The sequence below is a fragment of the Pseudomonas sp. PDM01 genome (assembly GCF_014852325.1).
Classification (GTDB): Bacteria; Pseudomonadota; Gammaproteobacteria; order Pseudomonadales; family Pseudomonadaceae; genus Aquipseudomonas; species Aquipseudomonas migulae.
Genome location: NZ_JACVBK010000004.1, coordinates 318303 through 336720, shown reverse-complemented (window position 1 = coordinate 336720; position 18418 = coordinate 318303). Strand labels below are relative to the sequence as shown.

18 protein-coding genes are annotated in these 18418 nt (G+C 60.6%); 11 read left to right on the top strand and 7 right to left on the bottom strand.

The window, feature by feature from the left end:
• Positions 1-44: 44 nt before the first annotated feature.
• Positions 45-1229: a 4-hydroxybenzoate 3-monooxygenase gene (gene pobA / locus IB246_RS12315; RefSeq protein ID WP_177318185.1), complete on the bottom strand. Its 1185-nt coding sequence runs from the start codon at positions 1227-1229 to the stop codon at positions 45-47.
• Between the two features lie 188 nt (positions 1230-1417).
• Here pobA and IB246_RS12310 point away from each other — a divergent pair, with 188 nt between their 5' ends.
• Positions 1418-2314 (top strand): helix-turn-helix domain-containing protein, encoded by an 897-nt coding sequence (locus IB246_RS12310; RefSeq protein ID WP_008042009.1) that lies wholly within the window; start codon positions 1418-1420, stop codon positions 2312-2314.
• A 9-nt stretch (positions 2315-2323) separates the two neighbouring features.
• Here IB246_RS12310 and IB246_RS12305 read toward each other — a convergent pair whose 3' ends face one another.
• A complete protein-coding gene (locus tag IB246_RS12305; protein WP_008034333.1) occupies positions 2324-2500 on the bottom strand; it encodes a hypothetical protein in 177 nt (58 codons plus the stop codon).
• A gap of 195 nt (positions 2501-2695) precedes the next feature.
• Positions 2696-3601 (bottom strand): LysR family transcriptional regulator, encoded by a 906-nt coding sequence (locus tag IB246_RS12300; protein ID WP_202949197.1) that lies wholly within the window; start codon positions 3599-3601, stop codon positions 2696-2698.
• Positions 3602-3830: 229 nt separating this feature from the next.
• Here IB246_RS12300 and IB246_RS12295 point away from each other — a divergent pair, with 229 nt between their 5' ends.
• Positions 3831-4706: an MBL fold metallo-hydrolase gene (locus tag IB246_RS12295; protein ID WP_008034330.1), complete on the top strand. Its 876-nt coding sequence runs from the start codon at positions 3831-3833 to the stop codon at positions 4704-4706.
• A 41-nt stretch (positions 4707-4747) separates the two neighbouring features.
• Complete coding sequence (locus tag IB246_RS12290) at positions 4748-5362, top strand: NAD(P)-dependent oxidoreductase (protein ID WP_008042006.1); 615 nt, start codon at positions 4748-4750, stop codon at positions 5360-5362.
• An 88-nt stretch (positions 5363-5450) separates the two neighbouring features.
• Here IB246_RS12290 and IB246_RS12285 read toward each other — a convergent pair whose 3' ends face one another.
• On the bottom strand, positions 5451-6332 hold the full coding sequence (locus tag IB246_RS12285; protein WP_008034326.1) for a LysR substrate-binding domain-containing protein: 882 nt from the start codon (positions 6330-6332) through the stop codon (positions 5451-5453).
• A 160-nt stretch (positions 6333-6492) separates the two neighbouring features.
• On the opposite strand from IB246_RS12285, the gene IB246_RS12280 reads away from it, so the two are divergent.
• The 6 genes from IB246_RS12280 (at position 6493) to IB246_RS12255 (ending at position 13992) form a co-directional block, all read left to right on the top strand.
• The gene (locus IB246_RS12280; protein WP_008042005.1) at positions 6493-8130 is read left to right on the top strand and encodes a 5-guanidino-2-oxopentanoate decarboxylase; all 1638 of its coding nucleotides are present in this window, start codon (positions 6493-6495) and stop codon (positions 8128-8130) included.
• Positions 8127-9575 carry an aldehyde dehydrogenase family protein gene (locus IB246_RS12275; RefSeq protein WP_008042004.1) on the top strand — a complete coding sequence of 483 codons (1449 nt, stop codon included), beginning with the start codon at positions 8127-8129 and terminating at the stop codon, positions 9573-9575. The genes IB246_RS12280 and IB246_RS12275 overlap by 4 nt, the downstream gene beginning before the upstream one ends.
• Positions 9576-9875: 300 nt before the next feature.
• Positions 9876-10979 carry an extracellular solute-binding protein gene (locus IB246_RS12270; RefSeq protein WP_008042002.1) on the top strand — a complete coding sequence of 368 codons (1104 nt, stop codon included), beginning with the start codon at positions 9876-9878 and terminating at the stop codon, positions 10977-10979.
• Positions 10980-11165: 186 nt separating this feature from the next.
• The gene (locus IB246_RS12265; RefSeq protein ID WP_008041999.1) at positions 11166-12074 is read left to right on the top strand and encodes an ABC transporter permease; all 909 of its coding nucleotides are present in this window, start codon (positions 11166-11168) and stop codon (positions 12072-12074) included.
• Positions 12071-12919, top strand: a complete 849-nt coding sequence (locus IB246_RS12260; protein ID WP_008034315.1) for an ABC transporter permease — start codon at positions 12071-12073, stop codon at positions 12917-12919. The genes IB246_RS12265 and IB246_RS12260 overlap by 4 nt, the downstream gene beginning before the upstream one ends.
• Positions 12920-12936: 17 nt before the next feature.
• Positions 12937-13992 carry an ABC transporter ATP-binding protein gene (locus IB246_RS12255; protein ID WP_008041997.1) on the top strand — a complete coding sequence of 352 codons (1056 nt, stop codon included), beginning with the start codon at positions 12937-12939 and terminating at the stop codon, positions 13990-13992.
• 137 nt (positions 13993-14129) lie between these two features.
• Here the strand turns inward: IB246_RS12255 and IB246_RS12250 are convergent, their stop codons facing one another.
• On the bottom strand, positions 14130-15059 hold the full coding sequence (locus IB246_RS12250; RefSeq protein WP_008041995.1) for an AraC family transcriptional regulator: 930 nt from the start codon (positions 15057-15059) through the stop codon (positions 14130-14132).
• A gap of 334 nt (positions 15060-15393) precedes the next feature.
• On the opposite strand from IB246_RS12250, the gene IB246_RS12245 reads away from it, so the two are divergent.
• On the top strand, positions 15394-15747 hold the full coding sequence (locus tag IB246_RS12245) for a putative quinol monooxygenase (RefSeq protein ID WP_008034309.1): 354 nt from the start codon (positions 15394-15396) through the stop codon (positions 15745-15747).
• Between the two features lie 41 nt (positions 15748-15788).
• Entirely contained in the window at positions 15789-16019 is a 231-nt protein-coding gene (locus IB246_RS12240) for a hypothetical protein (RefSeq protein ID WP_008034307.1), read from the top strand.
• On the opposite strand, the gene IB246_RS12235 is transcribed toward IB246_RS12240, so the two are convergent.
• Both IB246_RS12235 and IB246_RS12230 read right to left on the bottom strand, forming a co-directional pair.
• Positions 16020-16649: a flavin reductase family protein gene (locus IB246_RS12235; RefSeq protein WP_008041982.1), complete on the bottom strand. Its 630-nt coding sequence runs from the start codon at positions 16647-16649 to the stop codon at positions 16020-16022. It lies immediately after the preceding gene.
• A 226-nt stretch (positions 16650-16875) separates the two neighbouring features.
• A complete protein-coding gene (locus tag IB246_RS12230) occupies positions 16876-18198 on the bottom strand; it encodes an MFS transporter (RefSeq protein ID WP_008041981.1) in 1323 nt (440 codons plus the stop codon).
• Between the last annotated feature and the right edge of the window lie 220 nt (positions 18199-18418).

Genomic DNA, 18418 nt, shown 5'->3' with positions numbered 1-18418 from the left:
GCAAGGGCGAGCGGGGATGCTCGCCAGTGTAAGTCGGTAGGAAGCTATTCGATAGCCTCATAAGGAAGCCCGACGTAATTTTCTGCAATGGTTTTTCGACCCGCTTCGGAGCTGACGAAGTAGTCCAGCTCCGACGCGCTGATGCGCTGACTGAACCCGTCGTGATCGTCAAAGCGGTGCAACATCGAGGTCATCCACCAGGAAAATCGCTCGGCTTTCCAGACCCTGCGCAGGCAGACTTCGGAGTATTTCTCCAGCAAGTCGACACGGCCTTCGCGGTAAACCTTCAGCAGGATATTGAACAACGTACTGACGTCGCTGGCCGCCAGGTTCAGACCTTTGGCGCCGGTCGGCGGGACGATGTGCGCGGCGTCGCCGACCAGAAACATCCGTCCGTATTGCATCGGTTCGACCACGAAACTGCGCAACGGCGCGATGCTTTTTTCGATGGACGGCCCGGTCACCAAAGATTCGGCCAGCGCAGCAGGCAGCCGGGATTTGAGCTCATCCCAGAAGCGTTGATCGGACCAATTCTCGACAGCCTCGTCGGCAGGGACCTGAAGGTAATACCGGGTGCGAGTCGCCGAGCGCATGCTGCACAGGGCAAAACCGCGTTCGTGACGGGCGTAGACCAGTTCATCGTGAACCGGTGGCGTGTCGGCGAGAATCCCCAGCCAGCCGAACGGATAAACCCGTTCGAACACCTTCAGGTTCTCGGCGGGAATCGATTGCCGCGCTACACCATGGAAACCGTCGCAACCGGCGATGTAGTCGCAATCGAGCCGATACGCTTCGCCGTCCTTTTCGAACGTCACGAACGCTTCATCGGTTTTCATGCCGTGAGGCACGACGTTGCCGGCTTCATAGATCGTCTGCGCGCCGGCCTCCCGACGAGCGGCCATCAGGTCGCGAGTGACCTCGGTTTGCCCGTAGATCATCACGGTTTTGCCCCCGGTCAGGGCGTGCAGATCGATGTGCACCTGGCGCCCGTCGAGGGCCAGTTCGAAGCCGCCGTGAACCAGTCCTTCGGCGTCCATGCGCTGGCCGACGCCGGCCTGACGCAGCAGCTCTACCATGCCTTGTTCGAGGACACCGGCACGGATTCGCCCGAGCACATAGTCCGGGGTCTGGCGTTCGAGAATGAGGGTGTCGATACCGGCGTTGTGCAGCAATTGGCCGAGCAGCAAACCGGAGGGGCCGGCGCCAATGATGGCGACTTGGGTTTTCAGTGTTTTCATTGTTTTTATGACTCGCAAGCTCCACACGACCTGCGTCGGTGAATTATTTTTATGGATCGAGTGCTTGCATTTTTCACTTGCGGGTCTGTCAATTGAAGGTGAAAACTGAGCCGATAGCTGTACTTTCTGCCAATCGGTGCGATTATCGCCCGTCACTTCCCGAGGCCTGGATTGAAGTTATGAACAAGCCTGCCCTGCCTTCGATACCGGTGTTCAAGCTCTACGGTGAAAGCCTGGACTGGCCGACCCCGGACTTGCTGCACTGTGAAACCATTTCCAAACGCAGCCGCGAACACCAGTGGGAAATCAAACCCCATCGCCACGCCGATTTATGCCAATTACTCTTCGTTTTCAAAGGTCAGGCAGAGCTTGAAATCGAAGGCAAACGTACGCAATTGGGCGAACCGGCGATCCTGGTTCTGCCGCCATTGTCGGTGCACGGTTATCGTTTTTCCGAGGATGTCGAAGGCTTTGTCGTGACCCTCGCCGCGCCGCTGGTCGCCCATCTTCAGGCACAATTGGGAAACTCGGTGAATGCTCTGGCCCAGGCCGAAAGTTATCCGGCCGGCAACGACAGCGAGTACCTCAACAGTCTGTTTTCTGCGCTGCAAACCGAATACACCGGCCATCAACCGGCCCGGGAAATGCTCATGCATTCGCTGGTCAGCGTGATCATGGTGTGGGTCAGCCGGCAGGCGTTGCAGCGTCGCTCGGCCAGTCAGCGTCCGCAGCGTGCGCGGGAATACCTCAACGGGTTTATCCAACTGGTGGAAGAGACGTATCGCCAGCACGTCAAGGTCGAAGACCTGGCGCATCGGCTGGGGATTTCGGTGTCGCACCTCAACGGCACGTGCCGTGAACTGGCGGGACAACCGGCGTTGCAGATCATGCACGAACGGCAATTGCTGGAGGCCAAGCGTTTGCTGACCTACACCAGCATGACCATTTATGAAATGTCCGATGTGTTGGGGTTTTCCGATCCGACCAACTTCACGCGCCTGTTCCGGCGTCGTGTGGGGATCTCACCCAAGGCGTTCCGCGACCGCTTGAAGGCCGATCAGGACAACGAGGCCTGATCCCCTTCATCACCGGAGGGCGTTGAGGGTCGCGTTGTGGGGAATGCAGCGCTCGAAGTTGCAGCTCGCGTACTCACGGGGCAGGTTTCGCAATTGCTCAACGCGCCACGCCGCGGTGCCGTACAGCGCCAGCGTCACCGCGCAGGTGATGAAAATGGCGAGGTATCTTCTTGTTTTCGTGTTCATGGCGTTGACCTCTGAACGAATACCCTTCGGTACTAAGTTCAGCATAGGTCAGCGGCAGTGAGTTGCCAGTCATGCATTACCCCCTGTAGGAGCCAGCTTGCTGGCGATGAACGTAAAGGCACCGCGTTCATCCGGTAAGCCCGCGTTATCGTTAACGACCATCGCCGGCAAGCCGGCTCCTACAGGGGGGCGTATCTACAATCCTGCATCCCACTCTGGTTCTTCCGGAAACCTGAGCACCAGAAAATCCAGCACGCTGCGCAATGCCGCCGGCATGTGCTTGCGTGAGGCATACACCGCGTAGATGTTCATCTGGCGCGGTTCGGCCTGGGGCAGCAGGCGGATCAGTTCGCCGCTGTGGATATGCACACCCGCCTGATAACTCGGCAACATCGCCACCCCGGCGCCAGCGATTGTTGCGCGCAGCAGGGTGCTCGCTTCGTTGGCGCTGATGTTGCCCTGCACCGGCACCGAGACCGGTTCGCCGTCCTGCTCGAAATGCCACAGGCTTTTGCCGAAGTAGGAGTGGGTCAGGCAGTTGTGCTGGCTCAGGTCTTCCACCCGCATTGGCGTCGGGTGCTCCTGCAGGTAAGCGGGAGCGGCGCAGATCACCGAGCGGCAGACCGTCAGCCGCCGCGCAATGAGATTCGGGTCCAGGTCATTGCTGGTGCGAATCGCCAGATCGATGCGCTCATCCACCAGGTTCACCGTGCGGTCGAGCATCTGCAGGTCGATGCTGACGCCGGGGTAACGTTTGACGTAGGCGGCCATCGCATCCGCCAATTGCGCCTGGCCGAACGAGGTGCTGACGCTGATCCGCAGCAGGCCCCGCGGCGCATCGTCCGGCTCGCTGACGGCGGCTTGCATGTCCGTGGACAGGTCGAGCATCTGTCGACAGCGCGGCAGGATTTCACTGCCGGCGGCGGTCAGGCTCAATTTACGTGTGGTGCGATGCATCAGGCGCGCGCCAACCCAGTCTTCCAGTTCCGCCAGATACCGCGAAACCACTGGCCGCGACAGGTCCAGGTGATCGGCGGCGGCCGACTGGCTGCCGAGGTCGACCACCGTGACGAATACGCGCATTGCTTGTAGACGATCCATGATTTGCCCGCTTTCAGAAACAAACTATGTCTAAGCATCGCATTTTTTGTAATGAATAAGGCAACTAAGCTCTGTCCATATTCTGTAGGAGCCGGCTTGCTGCGGGCGGCGTTCCGATGATGGTCGTTAACGATAACGCGTAGTTCCTGGATAAACGCGGCGTCTTCAAATCCATCGCCAGCAAGCCGGCTCCTACACAAAGGGCGTCTATCAAACAACGGAGCAACAGATGATCGGTTTCAACCTCAAGCGTATTTTGCTGGCCACGGCCACCCTCGGTTTCGCGGCCCACGCGGCGGCATCGACGCTGACGCTGGATGTTTACAACCCCGGCGAGAAAGCGATCTTCCCGGTGACGTCGGTGCTGGTCAGCGGCGAGAAAGACGCGATTCTGGTGGACGCGCAATTCGGCAAATCCCAGGCCGAGCAAGTGGTGGAAAAAATCCGCGCCAGCGGCAAGCAACTGACCACCATCTACATCAGCCACGGTGACCCGGATTACTACTTCGGCCTCGACACCCTGACCGCCGCGTTCCCCAACGCCAAGGTGCTCGCCTCGCAACCGACCGTGGACCACATCAAGCAAACCGTCGACGGCAAACTGGCGTTCTGGGGGCCGAAAATGGGTGCCGACGTGCCGGCCAAAACCATCGTGCCGGACGTACTCAAGGGCGACAGCCTGATGCTCGAAGGGCAGAAGTTGCAGGTGGTGGGTCTTGAGGGCAAACAACCGGATCGTACCTTTGTGTGGATCCCGTCGATCAAGGCAGTGGTCGGTGGCGTGGTCGTCGCAGAAAACATTCACGTGTGGATGGCCGATACCCAAACCGCGCAGTCCCACGCTGATTGGCTGGCTACGCTGCACTCCATCGAAACCCTGAAACCGCACACCCTCGTGCCGGGTCACTACCTCGGCAAAAGTGCCCGCTCCCTGGCCGCCGTGCAGTTCACCGCGGATTACATCAAAGCCTTCGACGAAGAAACCGCCAAGGCCAAAGACGCCGCCGCGCTGATCGCCGCGATGAAAAAACGCTACCCGAAACTGGGCGAAGAAAGCTCGCTGGAGCTGAGCGCCAAAGTCGCCAAGGGCGAGATGAAGTGGTAACCCGATTCACCCACTCACACTGATCCACACTGGAGAACGTCATGAGCAACATCGCAATCATCGGTGCCACCGGCCGTGCCGGCAGCCAACTGTTGGAAGAAGCCCTGCGTCGTGGTCATAGCGTTACGGCCATCGCGCGCGATACCTCGAAAATCGGCCAGCGTGCCGGGGTGGTCAGCAAGAATGTCGACGTGCTGGATGGCGACGCCTTGCAAGCCGCTGTGACGGGGCATGATGTGGTCATCAGCGCGGCACATTTCGCCACGATTCCCGCCGCTGCCGTTGTGGCGCCGGTGAAGAAGGCCGGGGTGAAACGTCTGCTGGTGGTGGGCGGTGCCGGTTCGCTGTTGCTGCCGGACGGCACCCGCGTCATCGACAGCGAAGGCTTCCCGGCGGAATACAAGGCAGAGGCCAGCGCCGGTGCGTTGTTTCTCGAAAACCTGCGCAAGGAACAGGAACTGGACTGGACCTTCCTGTCGCCGTCGGCGGAGTTTGTCGAAGGTGAGCGTACGGGTACGTTCCGGGTTGGCAAGGATGATTTGCTGGTGAGCGGCGCGGGGCGCAGCTGGATTACGTTTGCTGATTATGCGATTGCGATGTTGGATGAAGTGGAAGCGCCGAAGCACTCCCGTCAGCGGTTTACTGTCGGGTATTGATGGCGCGGCTTAAACCTTCGCCGGCAAGCCGGCTCCTACAGGGATTTGCCCTTGTAGGAGCCGGCTTGCCGGCGATGCTTTTGGGTTTTCACCGACTCTGCGCCTGCTCCACCAACCACCCCATCAATTCGCGCAACTTCGGCGAAGGTGCAGGTTTCTCCGGGAATACCAGGTAATACGCCAACCCGGTTTTTACCTTCAATTCAAACGGCATGACCAGCCGCCCGGCACTCAGGTCATCGCCAATCAACGACCAATCGCCAATCGCCACACCTGTCCCCTGAGACGCCATCGACATCGCCAGGTCCAGGGTTTCGAAATGCTGACCCTTGCTGACATTGCTCAGTTGAAGATCCGCCGCTTTCAGCCAGGCATTCCAGTCGCGCTCATCCCGCGTCGGGTGCAGCAGCAAGTGCTGTTGCAGATCCGCCGGTGACTGCAAGGCCTGTGGCCCTTCCAGCATCGGTCGCGAACACACCGGCGTCAGTTGCTCATCGAACAGCAGATAAGACGTCAGCGCGTTGTCCGGCGGCGCGCCATACATCACCGCCGCGTCGAATTGCTCGCGATGAAAATCCACGCCGTGCTTGACCGTGGTGGTCAGCTCCACCGGCACATCCGGACGCTCCCGCTGCCACTGCAACAGGCGCGGCAACAACCAGCGCATCACACAGGTCGGCGCCTTGAGTTGCAGGGTTTCGCGCTTCTCGCCGATCTGCTCCACCGCCTCGTCGATCAAGCCGAAAATCTGCTGCACCCGTGGCAGCCACTCCCGTCCTTCAGCCGTCAAATCCAGGCCGCGGGCCTGGCGAATGAACAGCTCATAACCCAAATGTTCTTCCAGCCCGGCGATCTGTCGACTCACCGCGCCCTGGGTGATGAACAGCTGTTCGGCGGCACGGGTGAAGTTGCAGCACTGCGCGGTAATCAGAAAAGTGTGCAGCGCCGGCAGGGGAGGCAATCGTTTCATTGGGATCCAAGGTATGACGTGAGGACATGGCTAGTATGACTTTTTATCCATTGTTGCGGCTACGTGTCGCCCGTTCCAATGAGGCCATCCCTGGACCTGCCCGCTCATCATAAACACTGCGCAGGCCCGGCGTCTCAAACGAACAAAAAGGGCAAAAGACATGGCGACGTGCGGCGAAGTATTGGTCAAGTTACTCGAAGATTACGGGGTTGAGCAGGTGTTCGGCATCCCTGGGGTTCACACCGTGGAGCTGTATCGCGGGCTGGCCCGTTCGAGCATCAACCACGTCACTCCGCGTCACGAACAGGGCGCCGGTTTCATGGCCGACGGTTATGCACGCACCAGCGGCAAACCGGGTGTGTGCTTCATCATCACCGGCCCGGGTATGACCAACATCACCACCGCCATGGGCCAGGCCTACGCCGATTCGATCCCGATGCTGGTGATCTCCAGCGTGCAGACCCGCAGCCAGTTGGGCGGTGGTCGCGGCAAGCTCCACGAGCTGCCGAACCAGAGCGCATTGGTCGGCGGCGTGGCGGCGTTCTCCCACACCCTGATGTCGGCGTCCGAACTGCCGGGCGTGTTGGCCCGCGCTTTCGCGCTGTTCCAGGCCGGTCGTCCGCGTCCTGTTCACATCGAAATCCCACTGGACGTTCTGGTTGAAGAAGCCGACGACCTGCTCAGCAGCCTGCCGGTCAATATCGACCGCGCCGGTGCTTCGCCAAGCGCGATCAGCCGCATGACCGAACTGCTCGCCGGCGCCAAGCGCCCACTGATTCTCGCCGGTGGCGGTGCCATCGATGCCGCTGCGGAATTGACTGAACTGGCTGAATTGTTGGACGCGCCAGTCGCGCTGACCATCAACGCCAAAGGCATGCTCGAATCCGGCCATCCGCTGTTGATCGGTTCGACCCAGAGCCTGGTCGCGACTCGCGCCCTGGTTGCCGAGGCCGATGTGGTTCTGGCCATCGGCACCGAGCTGGCCGAGACCGACTACGACGTCACTTTCGCCGGTGGTTTCGAAATTCCCGGCAAGCTGCTGCGCGTTGATATCGACCCGGACCAGACCGTGCGCAACTACCCGCCGCACATCGCACTGGTGGCCGATTCGCGCAACGCAGCGCAAGCCTTGCTGAGCGCGCTGTCCCACAAATCGCTGGCCGAGCGCCGCAACGATTGGGGCCAGGTCCGCGCCGCACGTCTGCGCGAAGACCTCGCCGCCACTTGGGACGCGCCGACTCTGGCCCAGACCCGTTTCCTCGAAACCGTCCTGCACGAATTGCCGAACGCGGTGTTCGTCGGTGACTCGACCCAACCGGTGTACACCGGCAACCTGACCTTCAACCCGGAGCGTCCGCGCCGCTGGTTCAACTCGTCCACCGGCTATGGCACCCTCGGTTATGCCTTGCCGGCAGCGATTGGCGCCTGGCTCGGCGGTAGCGTTGAAAACGGCGCGCGTCCTCCGGTGGTGTGCCTGATCGGCGACGGCGGCCTGCAATTCACCCTGCCGGAACTGGCCAGCGCCGTTGAAGCGCGTACCCCGGTGATCGTCCTGCTGTGGAACAACCAGGGCTACGAAGAGATCAAGAAATACATGGTCAACCGCGCCATCGAGCCGGTCGGCGTAGACATCTACACCCCGGATTTCATCGGTGTCGCCAAGGCATTGGGCTGTGCGGCTGAAGCGGTCAACGGTGTTGAACAACTGCGCAGCGCCTTGCGTGTAGCCACCGATCGCCAAGGCCCGACCCTGATTGAAATCGATCAGACTCTGTGGATGCAGGCGGTGTCGAAATGACTTTCCCCACCACTCTTGATGGTCTGTTCATCGACGGTAAATGGTCGGCCGGCAGCGAACACCTGCGCGTGATCAATCCGGCCACCGAAGCGTTGCTGACCACCGTGAATGGCGGTGATGCGCACTCCGTCGATCAAGCCGCAAATGCAGCCACCGAAGCCTTCAAGGCCTGGTCGCAAACCACCGGTGCCGAGCGCGGTGCAATCCTGCGCAAAATCGCTGCGGGCGTGCAGGCCGGTCGCGACAAGTTGATGCACTTGCAGTCGAGCAACAACGGCAAACCGTTGTTCGAAGCGGCCATCGACGTCGATGACATGATCGCTACGTTCGAGTACTACGCAGGCCTGGCCGAAGGCCTCGACGCCAAACAGGACAGCAACGTCGAGCTGCCCACCGACGACTTCAGCGCCCGTGTGCGCCGTGAGCCGTGTGGTGTGGTCGGCCTGATCGTGCCGTGGAATTTCCCGATGGTCACCACCGCCTGGAAACTCGCCCCGGCCCTGGCCGCCGGTTGCTGTGTGGTGCTCAAGCCTTCCGAAGTGACGCCGCTGCCGGAGCTGGAACTGGCGGCGATCATCGCCGAGGCCGGTTTGCCGAAGGGCGTGTTCAACGTGGTCTGCGGCACCGGTCTGGCGGTCGGCGCGCCGATGTCGGCGGACCCGCGCATCGCCAAGATTTCCTTCACCGGCAGCAACGCGGTCGGCGTGCAGGTGATGCAGCGCGCGGCAGAAACCGTGAAGGGCGTGAGCCTGGAACTGGGCGGCAAATCCTCGCTGCTGGTGCTGGCCGATGCCGACATTGAACTGGCCGTGGAAGTGGCCTGTGGCGGTGGTTTCTTCAACGCCGGGCAGATGTGTTCCGCCACCAGCCGCGTGCTGGTCGCCGATGAACTGGCCGACGAATTCCTCCTGCGCCTGAAGGCGCGTACTGAAGCCATCCGCGTGGCCGACCCGTTCGATCCGAACGTGGAAATGGGCGCACTGGTCAATCAGGCGCAATACCAACGCGTGCTCGGCCACATCGATCGCGGTTTGAGTGCTGGCGCCAAGCTGATCTGCGGCGGCAATCGCCCCGCAGACCTGCCGCGCGGTTATTTTTTGCAGCCGACGATTTTCACCGAAGTGCCCCTCGACAGTGCGCTGTGGTGTGAAGAGATTTTCGGCCCGGTGATCTGCGTGCGCAGTTTCGCCACCGAAGCCGAGGCGATTGCCCTGGCCAACGACAGCCAGTTCGGCCTGGTGGCCAGCGTGGTGACGCGCGATGCCGAGGCGGCGGATCGGGTTGCCAACGCTTTGCAGGCGGGGCTTGTGTGGATCAACGCGCCGCAAGTGATCTTCCCGCAGACCGCCTGGGGCGGCTACAAGCAAAGCAGCATCGGCCGCGAATTGGGGCCGTGGGGCTTGCAGGCTTTCCAGGAAATCAAACACGTGATTCGCGCCGTCTGACGCGTATCTCTGTGGGAGCGAGACCGGCTTGCCGGCGATGGACGTCAACGATAACGCGGGGAGTCAGAAAACCCGCGTCGTTCATGCACTTTTCGCGAGCAGGCTCGCTCCTACATGAGGCATGCGCTGGCGTCATGGCTTCAATGAATTTTTATCGATAGTCAGGTGTTTTACACGACCTCAGGATGAACTCACTGGTTCAGCCAAGACCCCGAAAATACGGGGGATAACACTGATCCGGCCGCGCGGATGCAACAGTTTCGACCTGCCTTATACCTACAAAAACAAAGGGAGTCCGTAATGGGCGAGCATGATCTGAACAGACGTCAATTCATCAAAACCGTAGGCGTGGCCTCGGTTGCCGCGGCAGCCATGAGCTTGCCCTTCGTCAAGGCCAATGCCAGCGACACGCGCTTCCAGGGCAAGACCCTGCGCCTGCTGACCTGGTCCGATGACACAGGCCTGGCCGCACTGCGCAACATCGCCGCAACGTTCGAAGACAAGTACGGCTGCAAGGTCATCGCTGACCGCACCGGCAGTACTTCGGAAATGGTCGCCAAACTCAAGGCCGGCGGTGATCGTCCGCAATACGACATCATCACCCTGGCGGGCGTTGGCGCCGAAGGTCTGGCCGCCGCCAACCTGCTGGAAAAACCTGACCTCAACCGCATCCCCAACCTGTTGGATGTCCCGGAGAAATACCGCACCGGCGCCAATGGCCACGGGATCGGTTACCTGCTCTGGTGCAACAGCCTGGTCTACAGCACCCGTACCATCAAGGAAGCACCGGACAGTTACGCCGCCCTGTGGGACGCGGAGCTGTCGCCGAACATCTTCCTGCCGCCGCCGAACTGGACCGAAGCGATGGACCTGATCATCATCGCCGCCAAACTGGCCGGTGGTGACGAACACAACATCGAACCCGGCTTCAAGAAACTCGCCGAGCTGAAGGATCGTGTGGTGACCCTGGGTGAAAACCCGAACCAGATCGCCGAGCTGTTCCGCACCGGTTCCCTGGACATGGGCGGCTTGTACGCACCGGCCTTCTTCCCGAAACAGATCCGCGATCCGGCCTACGGCCTGGGCGCCACGTTCGGCATGAAAGAAGGTTTCTACACCGACCTGATGCTGTCGGTGATGCCGAAAAACCGTCCGGGCGATACCGACCTGACCTACGCGTTCATCAACCACTCTCTGGACCCGCTGGTGCAGGGCAAGATGGCTGAGGACATTTACAACGGCCCGGTCAACGCCAAGGCGATCATCTCCGCCGAAGCGCGCAAGAGCCCGTACATCCTCACGCCGGAGCAGATTGCCGAGAAGGCGATCATGCACGACAACGCCTTCCTGGCCTCCGTGCATGACCAATGGATTCGTCGCTACACGGAAATCTTTTCTTCCTGATCGAGTGGCGAACACAGGCCTTCCAAACGCCGTAACCCCCTGTAGGAGCGAGCCTGCTCGCGATGGTGTGTCAGCCACATCAGTGTCGACTGACACACCATCGCGAGCAGGCTCACTCCTACAGGGATCTTCAGTGGTTGAAGATCCTGTGTTTGCCAGCTGCTTTCCATTGACGAGACCCTTGCTATGGAACACCAACCTCTGACTCATCCGGTCGATGCAGCTCCTGTGCGCGCCAATCGGGGTGTTTCGCCGACGACCCGCGCCTGGGTTTTTCTGACGCCGTCGATGCTGTTTCTCGGCGTGCTGATTGCCGCCAGCCTGCTGGTGCTGCGCATGAGCGTCGGCACCAAAGGCGCGGAATGGACCGGGTTCAGCCTGGCCAGCTACGCCCAATTGCTGGAACCGTATTACCTCAAATCCTTGCTGCTGACCCTGCGCCTGGCGCTGATCAGCGCAGTAATCGCCGTGGTGCTGGCGATCCCGGTGGCCTACACCATGTCGCGCCTGACGTCGCCGTTTGTGCGCAGGATCTTCCTCGCTGCGGTGCTGCTGCCATTGCTGGTCAACCTGCTGCTGCAAAGCTACGGCTGGCTGGTGATTCTCGGCCCGGGCGGCATGCTCAATCAGGCACTGATGGGCCTGGGCCTGATCAAGCGCCCGATCATGTTGCTGTACAACCAGAACGGCGTGTTGATGGGCCTGGTGCAAACCGCGTTCCCGTTGGCCGTGCTGCCGATTGCCAGCGCCATGCGCGGCGTCGCCCGCACTTATGAAGAGGCCGCCGCTACGCTGGGCGCCAGTCGCTTTCAGGTGTTCCGCCAGGTGGTTCTGCCGATGAGTTTTCCGGGGATCATCACCGGCGCGACCCTGGTTTTCGCATACAACGCCAGCAGCTTCGTGGTGCCGTTGCTGCTGGGTGGCCGACGTGTGCCGATGCTGGCGGTGATGGTCCATGACCAGATCGCCCCGCTGATGAACTGGCCCGCCGCGTCCGCCGCCGGTGTGGTGCTGATTGTCACCACGCTCGCGATCATGACTTTGTCCGAATACATCACTGGCCGTCGTCGGCGCATGCTGGAGGCTTCGCAATGAGCTCTGTGATCAAGAAGCGTTATTCGCTGCTGCCAGGCGAAACCGGCAAGTTTGCCGGCATCCTTTCGGGTTTCATTTTGCTGCTGGCGGTGTTGCCGATCCTGACCATGATCGTCATGTCGTTCAGCGGTGCGTCGAACCTCGACTTCCCGCCGAGCAGCTACAGCCTGCAATGGTACAAGGCCGCCTGGCACACCTTCGTGTCGCCGGACGCGAGTGATGTGCTGAGCCTCGGCAAAGCCATGACCACCAGCCTGATGGTGTCGTGCCTGACCATGGTCTTCGCCACGATCATCGCGGTGCCGGCGGCTTATGCGCTGACCCGTTGCGAGTTCCGCGGCAAAGCGGTGGCGCTGCAACTAATGTCGCTGCCGCTGGTGTTTCCGATGGTGGTATTGGGCCTGGCATTGCTGCTGGTGTTCGACAGCCTGCCGTTCCAGATGACCACCTCGCGGCTGGTGATCGCTCACGTGATCCTGGCGCTGCCGTTCGTGGTGAAAAACTGCACGGCGGCAATGCTCTCCATCGGCAGCGAAGTTGAAGAGGCCGCACAAATGCTCGGTGCTTCGCCAACGCGGGCGATCATCGATGTGGTGGTGCCGCTGATGAAGTCGGGGATTCTGGCGGGGATGCTGCTGGCGTTCATCGTCTCGTTCAACGAATTCACCGTGACCTATTTCCTTTACACCATTGACGTGATGACCGTGCCGATCTGGATGTACAGCCGCACCGTGTCGTCGCTCGACCCTACCGTATTTTCGTTTGCCGTGCTGATCGTGCTGATCGACTTCGTCCTGATCTGGGCGTTGGAGAAGCTGGTCGGTGAAGGTGGCGTTTCGTTCTGATTCTTGAGGTGATTCATATGTCTGGTCTGATTCTGGAAAACGTCGAGAAACATTACGGCTCGGCCTGCGCGGTAAAGGATGTGAACCTGCATTTGCCGGAAGGCAAGCTGGTGTGTTTCCTCGGCCCTTCGGGCTGCGGTAAAACCACCTTGCTGCGGATGATTGCCGGCCTCGAAACCCTGACCGGCGGCGAGATTCGCCTGGACGGTGAAGACATCGGCCAAACCCCGGCGCATCTGCGTAATTTCGGCATGGTGTTTCAATCGTTGGCGCTGTTTCCGCACATGACCGTTGGGGAAAACATCGCCTATCCGCTGAAATTGCGTGGGGTCAGCAAGGCTGATCAGCACAAGCGCGTAGTGGAATTGCTGGAACTGATCCAGTTGCAGGAAATGATTGACCGCCCGGTGGCGAAACTGTCTGGCGGTCAACGCCAGCGTGTGGCGATTGCCCGGGCGATTGCCAACCACCCGAAAATCCTCCTGCTGGACGAACCGCTGTCGGCGCTGGACGCCAAGCTGCGCGAGTCGATGCAGGTGGAAATCCGTCAGCTGCAACAACGCCTGAACATCACGACCATTATGGTCACCCACGACCAGCGTGAGGCGATGACCATGGCCGATATCGTCGTGGTGCTGGGTGAGCATCGCGTGCAGCAGGTCGGCACGCCGATCGAGATCTATCGTCATCCGGCCAACGAGTTTGTCGCGGACTTCATCGGTTCGGGCAACATCTTCCCGGCGACCGCGCTGGGTAACGGCCAGGTCAGCCTGCCGGGGGGCGATGCACTGCAAGTGCCGATCTGCACGAGCATTACGGCGGGAGAGAGGGTCAAGATGCTGATCCGCCCTGAGGACCTGCAACTGTCGCATCCGCAGGCGACGGCGGGGAATCGCTTGTTGGGCACCGTGACGTTCGTGCGTGATATCGGCGCGACGATCGAGACGACCGTGGAGTGTTCCGGGGTGTCGTTTACCGCGTTGAGCACGCCGTGCCAGGGGTTCGGGTTGAGCATTGGCAACCCGGTGTCGGTGACGTTGCCGGCAGAAGCTTGCCGAGTACTCGGCGCGTAAAAAGCGCACCCCCTGTAGGAGCGAGGCTTGCCCGCGAAGAACGATAACGCGGTCATTCAGATATGACCGCGGTGACCCCTTCGCGGGCAAGTCGGATCGCCGCCCGCTCGCTCCTACAGGTGTGCGGTTGAATTCGGCTAAACCGTCAACCGCAACCGCGCCAAATCCCGCAGCGGCGGCGCCCCGAACAACCGGCTGTACTCCCGGCTGAACTGCGACGGGCTTTCATACCCGACGCGATACCCCGCCGCCGACGCTTCCAGCCCTTCGGCCAGCATCAACCGCCGCGCTTCCTGCAAGCGCAGTTGCTTCTGATACTGCAACGGACTCATCGCCGTCATCGCCTTGAACCGGTGATGCAAGGTCGACACGCTCAGATTCACTTCCTTGGCCAAATCATCAATGCGCAGCGGTTGCTCATAGTTGCCGTTGAGCCATTTGATCGCCTGGCTGATGCGGTGGCTCTGGCTATTGGCAATCGCGATCTCATACAAACGATGGCCCTGCTGACTGCGCAACAACCGATAGAGAATCTCCCGGCGAATCAACGGTGCGAGCATGGCGATGTCTTTCGGCGTGTCCAGCAATCGCGCCAGGCGCAACACCGCATCGAGCATCGCGGTGTCGATCCGTTCGACATACAAACCGCGACCGGTGGGGCGGGTCGGCACGCTCAATGGACCGGCGTCTGCAATCAACGCGGTGATTTCCGCCGGATCAATGTCCAGCCGCACCGAGAGAATCGGTTCTTCAGAGGTGACGTTCACTATCCGCCCGCTCAGGGGCATGGAGACCGACACCACCAGGTAATTCAGCGGGTCGTAATTGAAGTATTCGTCGGCCAGTCTGACCTCTTTGCGCCCCTGCGCCATGATGCACAACGCCGGTTGCGCCAGCACCGGGGCGAATTCATGGGACTGGCTGTGTTTGCCCATGAACAGCGAGGCGACGGCAGTGGCATAAGTGCCATCCTCCATCGTGTTGCGACGGATGATAGCGGCCAGTTCCGCGCGCTGTTTCTCCATGTCGGCGTCCAGCGGGGCTTGAAAGTGATCGAGCGACGACATGCAGGGCATCCTCGGCGAAGCAATGGGAATGAGCTGAGCTTAAATTTGTGCAAGGCACAGCGGTAGACACATCCTGCGAAAAGCTTGCCTGATTCTGCACGGGGTTGAAGAGGCGTGCTGCCAAGGCAGTCTATGGCAGAGAAAACTTGCTCGAACCTCGTGTTTCAGGCCTGTGACACTATTCACACATTGTTACAGGTACGGAATGCAGCCTCGCAGGATTGTGCAACAAGCCGGCAGGAATCGACTAACGGGGCGGCGTGCAGGGGCTTAATCTTGGATCCTGTCGCAGCCCGTCCCACGGCTGCCACTCGAGTACCTGGGAGGGTTGAACATGTCTAAGCAGATCCCCGTCAGTCATATGGCCTTCGTCCGGGCCCGCGCCGGGTGTTCGGCGGAACTCGGTGCGCGCCTCAGCGCCTTGATCGAGCCGTCGCGCACCGCGCCTGGCTGCCTGAGTTTTTCCCTGCAGCATTCGCAGTGCGATCCGGAATTGTGGCTGGTGTCCGGTTTCTGGACCCATCAGCAAGCCATGACGGCCTATTTCAGTACGCCGGCCATGGATATTTTCGCTGAGCTGGTGCAAGAGCTGGTGGTCAACAGCCTGGATTTCCATACCTTCAAGGACGTGTCGGCGGCCCAGGCGCAGTGGCAGTCCCGGTCGCGGGTACACAAACTGGCGGGTTGAGGGTTTAATGACGCCATTCTCAATTAGCCAGGATCCGCGACATGGCACGCAAAGCCTTTGAAACCTTCGAAGCCGTATCCGCCGTAGTGCCCCGCGAGGGCGGTTACTATGCGGCGATTGCCACCAAAGCCATCGGTGGTTCGGGCGCACCGCGCTTCAACAAATTGCTGGAAGACCAGACGTTCAAGACCGCCAAAGAAGCGGACGAAGCTGCCGCCCTGCAACTGACGCACCTCAAGGGCGTCGGCGAAGACGGCGAGCTGATCTGGTAATTATCTGACCGCTCCCGGGCGGAACATCTTGAACAAGGCCTCCGGGCCCAGTTGAAAGTAATCCGCTGGTCCGCCACCGCGCAGAATCGGTTCTGCCGCGGCGGTGTCGTACACCCCGTCCTTCAACAGCCATTTGGCGATGTGCACGGCGACCACTTCGCCGAGAATCAGCCAGCTCGGCACCACGTTGCCGTCGGCGCGCTGCAACTGGATGATCTGCGTGACCTTGCACTCGAAGGACACCGGGCTTTCGGCGACCCGTGGCACCTGAATGATTTTCGACGCGACGGGCGTCAGCCCGGACAACTCGAACTCGTTGACCTCTGGCCCGACCATCGCACAGCTCTGGTTCATCTGTTCGGCCAGCGGCCGGGTTGCCAGGTTCCAGGCGAACTCGCCGGTCTGCTCGATGTTGTTCAGGCTGTCTTTGCGTCCGACGCTGGAAAACCCAATGATCGGTGGAATGTAGTTGAACGCGTTGAAGAAACTGTAGGGCGCTAGGTTCAGGCGGCCGTCGGCATCCTGCGAAGAAATCCAGCCGATGGGGCGCGGGCCGACGATGGCATTGAACGGGTCATGCGGCAGACCGTGGCCGTTGGCGGGTTCGTAGTAGTGGATGTCGTCGGGCATGAAGGGATTCCTGTTGGTGTGGCGTTCATAGTGCAAGGACGACCACCTTATTTCCAGTCGACTCTATCCCTGTAGGAGCCAGCTTGCTGGCGATGGAGTGTCAGCCAACACTTTTGTCGCTGACACACCATCGCCGGCAAGCCGGCTCCTACAAGGGAATGTGTCGGGCAAAGAAAAGGGGCAGACCCGCTAAGGTCTGCCCCATTTTTTTGTTGCGCTGACGAGCTTAGTCCGTCTCGATCCGCGAATGTTTGCGGGTGTCTTTCATGGTGATGTACACCAGCAACGACACGGCAATACACGCGGTGACATACCAGTAGTAACCGGTTTCCATGCCAATGCTCTTGAACCACAGCGCGATGTATTCAGCGGTGCCGCCGAAGATCGACACGGTCAGGGCGTACGGCAGGCCAACGCCCAGGGCGCGGATTTCGGTCGGGAACAGCTCGGCTTTCACCACGGCGTTGATCGAGGTGTAGCCGCTGACGATGATCAGCGCCGCCATGATCAGGAAGAACGCGCCCCACCACGACTGGATGGTGTGCAGGGTGGTGAGGATCGGCACGGTAAACAGCGTGCCGAGGATGCCGAAGGCAATCAGGATCGGCCGACGACCGACCTTGTCCGAGAGCCCGCCGATGATCGGTTGCAGGCACATGAACAGGAACAGCGTGGCAGCGGAAATGGTGGTGGAGTCGGAGATGCTCATGCCGACGGTGTTCACCAGGTATTTCTGCATGTACGTGGTGTAGGTGTAGAACGCCAGGGTGCCGCCCATGGTCAGGCCGACCACGGTCATCAGTTCCTTGGGATGGCGCATCAGCGTGCGCATGGCGCTTTCTTTTTTCTCTTTCTTGACCTTGGTGAACGACTCGGTCTCTTCCATGCCACGGCGCAGGTAAAGCGCGACCACGGCACACAGCGCGCCGATGGCGAACGGAATACGCCAGCCCCACGCGTACAGCTCTTCGGTGGTCAGCACTTGTTGCAACACGATCAGCACCGCCAGTGCGATGAGCTGGCCAGAGATCAGGGTCACGTACTGGAAGCTGGAGTAGAAACCGCGACGCTCCTTGGTCGCCATTTCGCTGAGGTAGGTGGCCGAGGTGCCGTATTCGCCACCGACCGACAGGCCTTGCAGCAGACGGGCGAACACCAGCAGGATCGGCGCGCCGATGCCGATGGTTTCATAACCGGGGCTCAGGGCAATCAGCAGCGAGCCGAAGCACATCAGGTACACCGAGGCCATCAATGCGCGTTTACGCCCGGCCTTGTCGGCGTAGAGGCCCATCAGCCAGCCACCGATCGGGCGCATCAGGAAGCCCACGGCGAAGATCGCGGCGGTATTCAGCAGTTGGGCGGTGGTGTCGCCTTTGGGGAAAAACGCTTTGGCGAAATACAGGGAGAAGGCGGCATAGACGTACCAGTCGTACCACTCGACCATGTTGCCGACCGAACCGCTGAAGATCGATTTGATACGACTGGCGGTGGTTCTTTCTTTGACCGGCACGGCAGCCGACCCAAGGGGCAGGGCGTTGGAGTTATCCATTGAAGGATCCTTCGTTTAATTGTTTTTGTGGAGCGCGTTTAAACGCAGCCTGCGAGGGCTATAGCAGGAGGTGTGCCAACGGGGGGAGGGCCGGTTTAGAGGGGGGTTGAGGTTTGAGTGAGCGGAAATCCGCTTATGGTTGGCGGAGTAACGAGCGAAAATCCGCGCATCTTCGTGATCCTGTAGGAGCGAGGCTCGCCCGCGAAGAACGATAATGCGG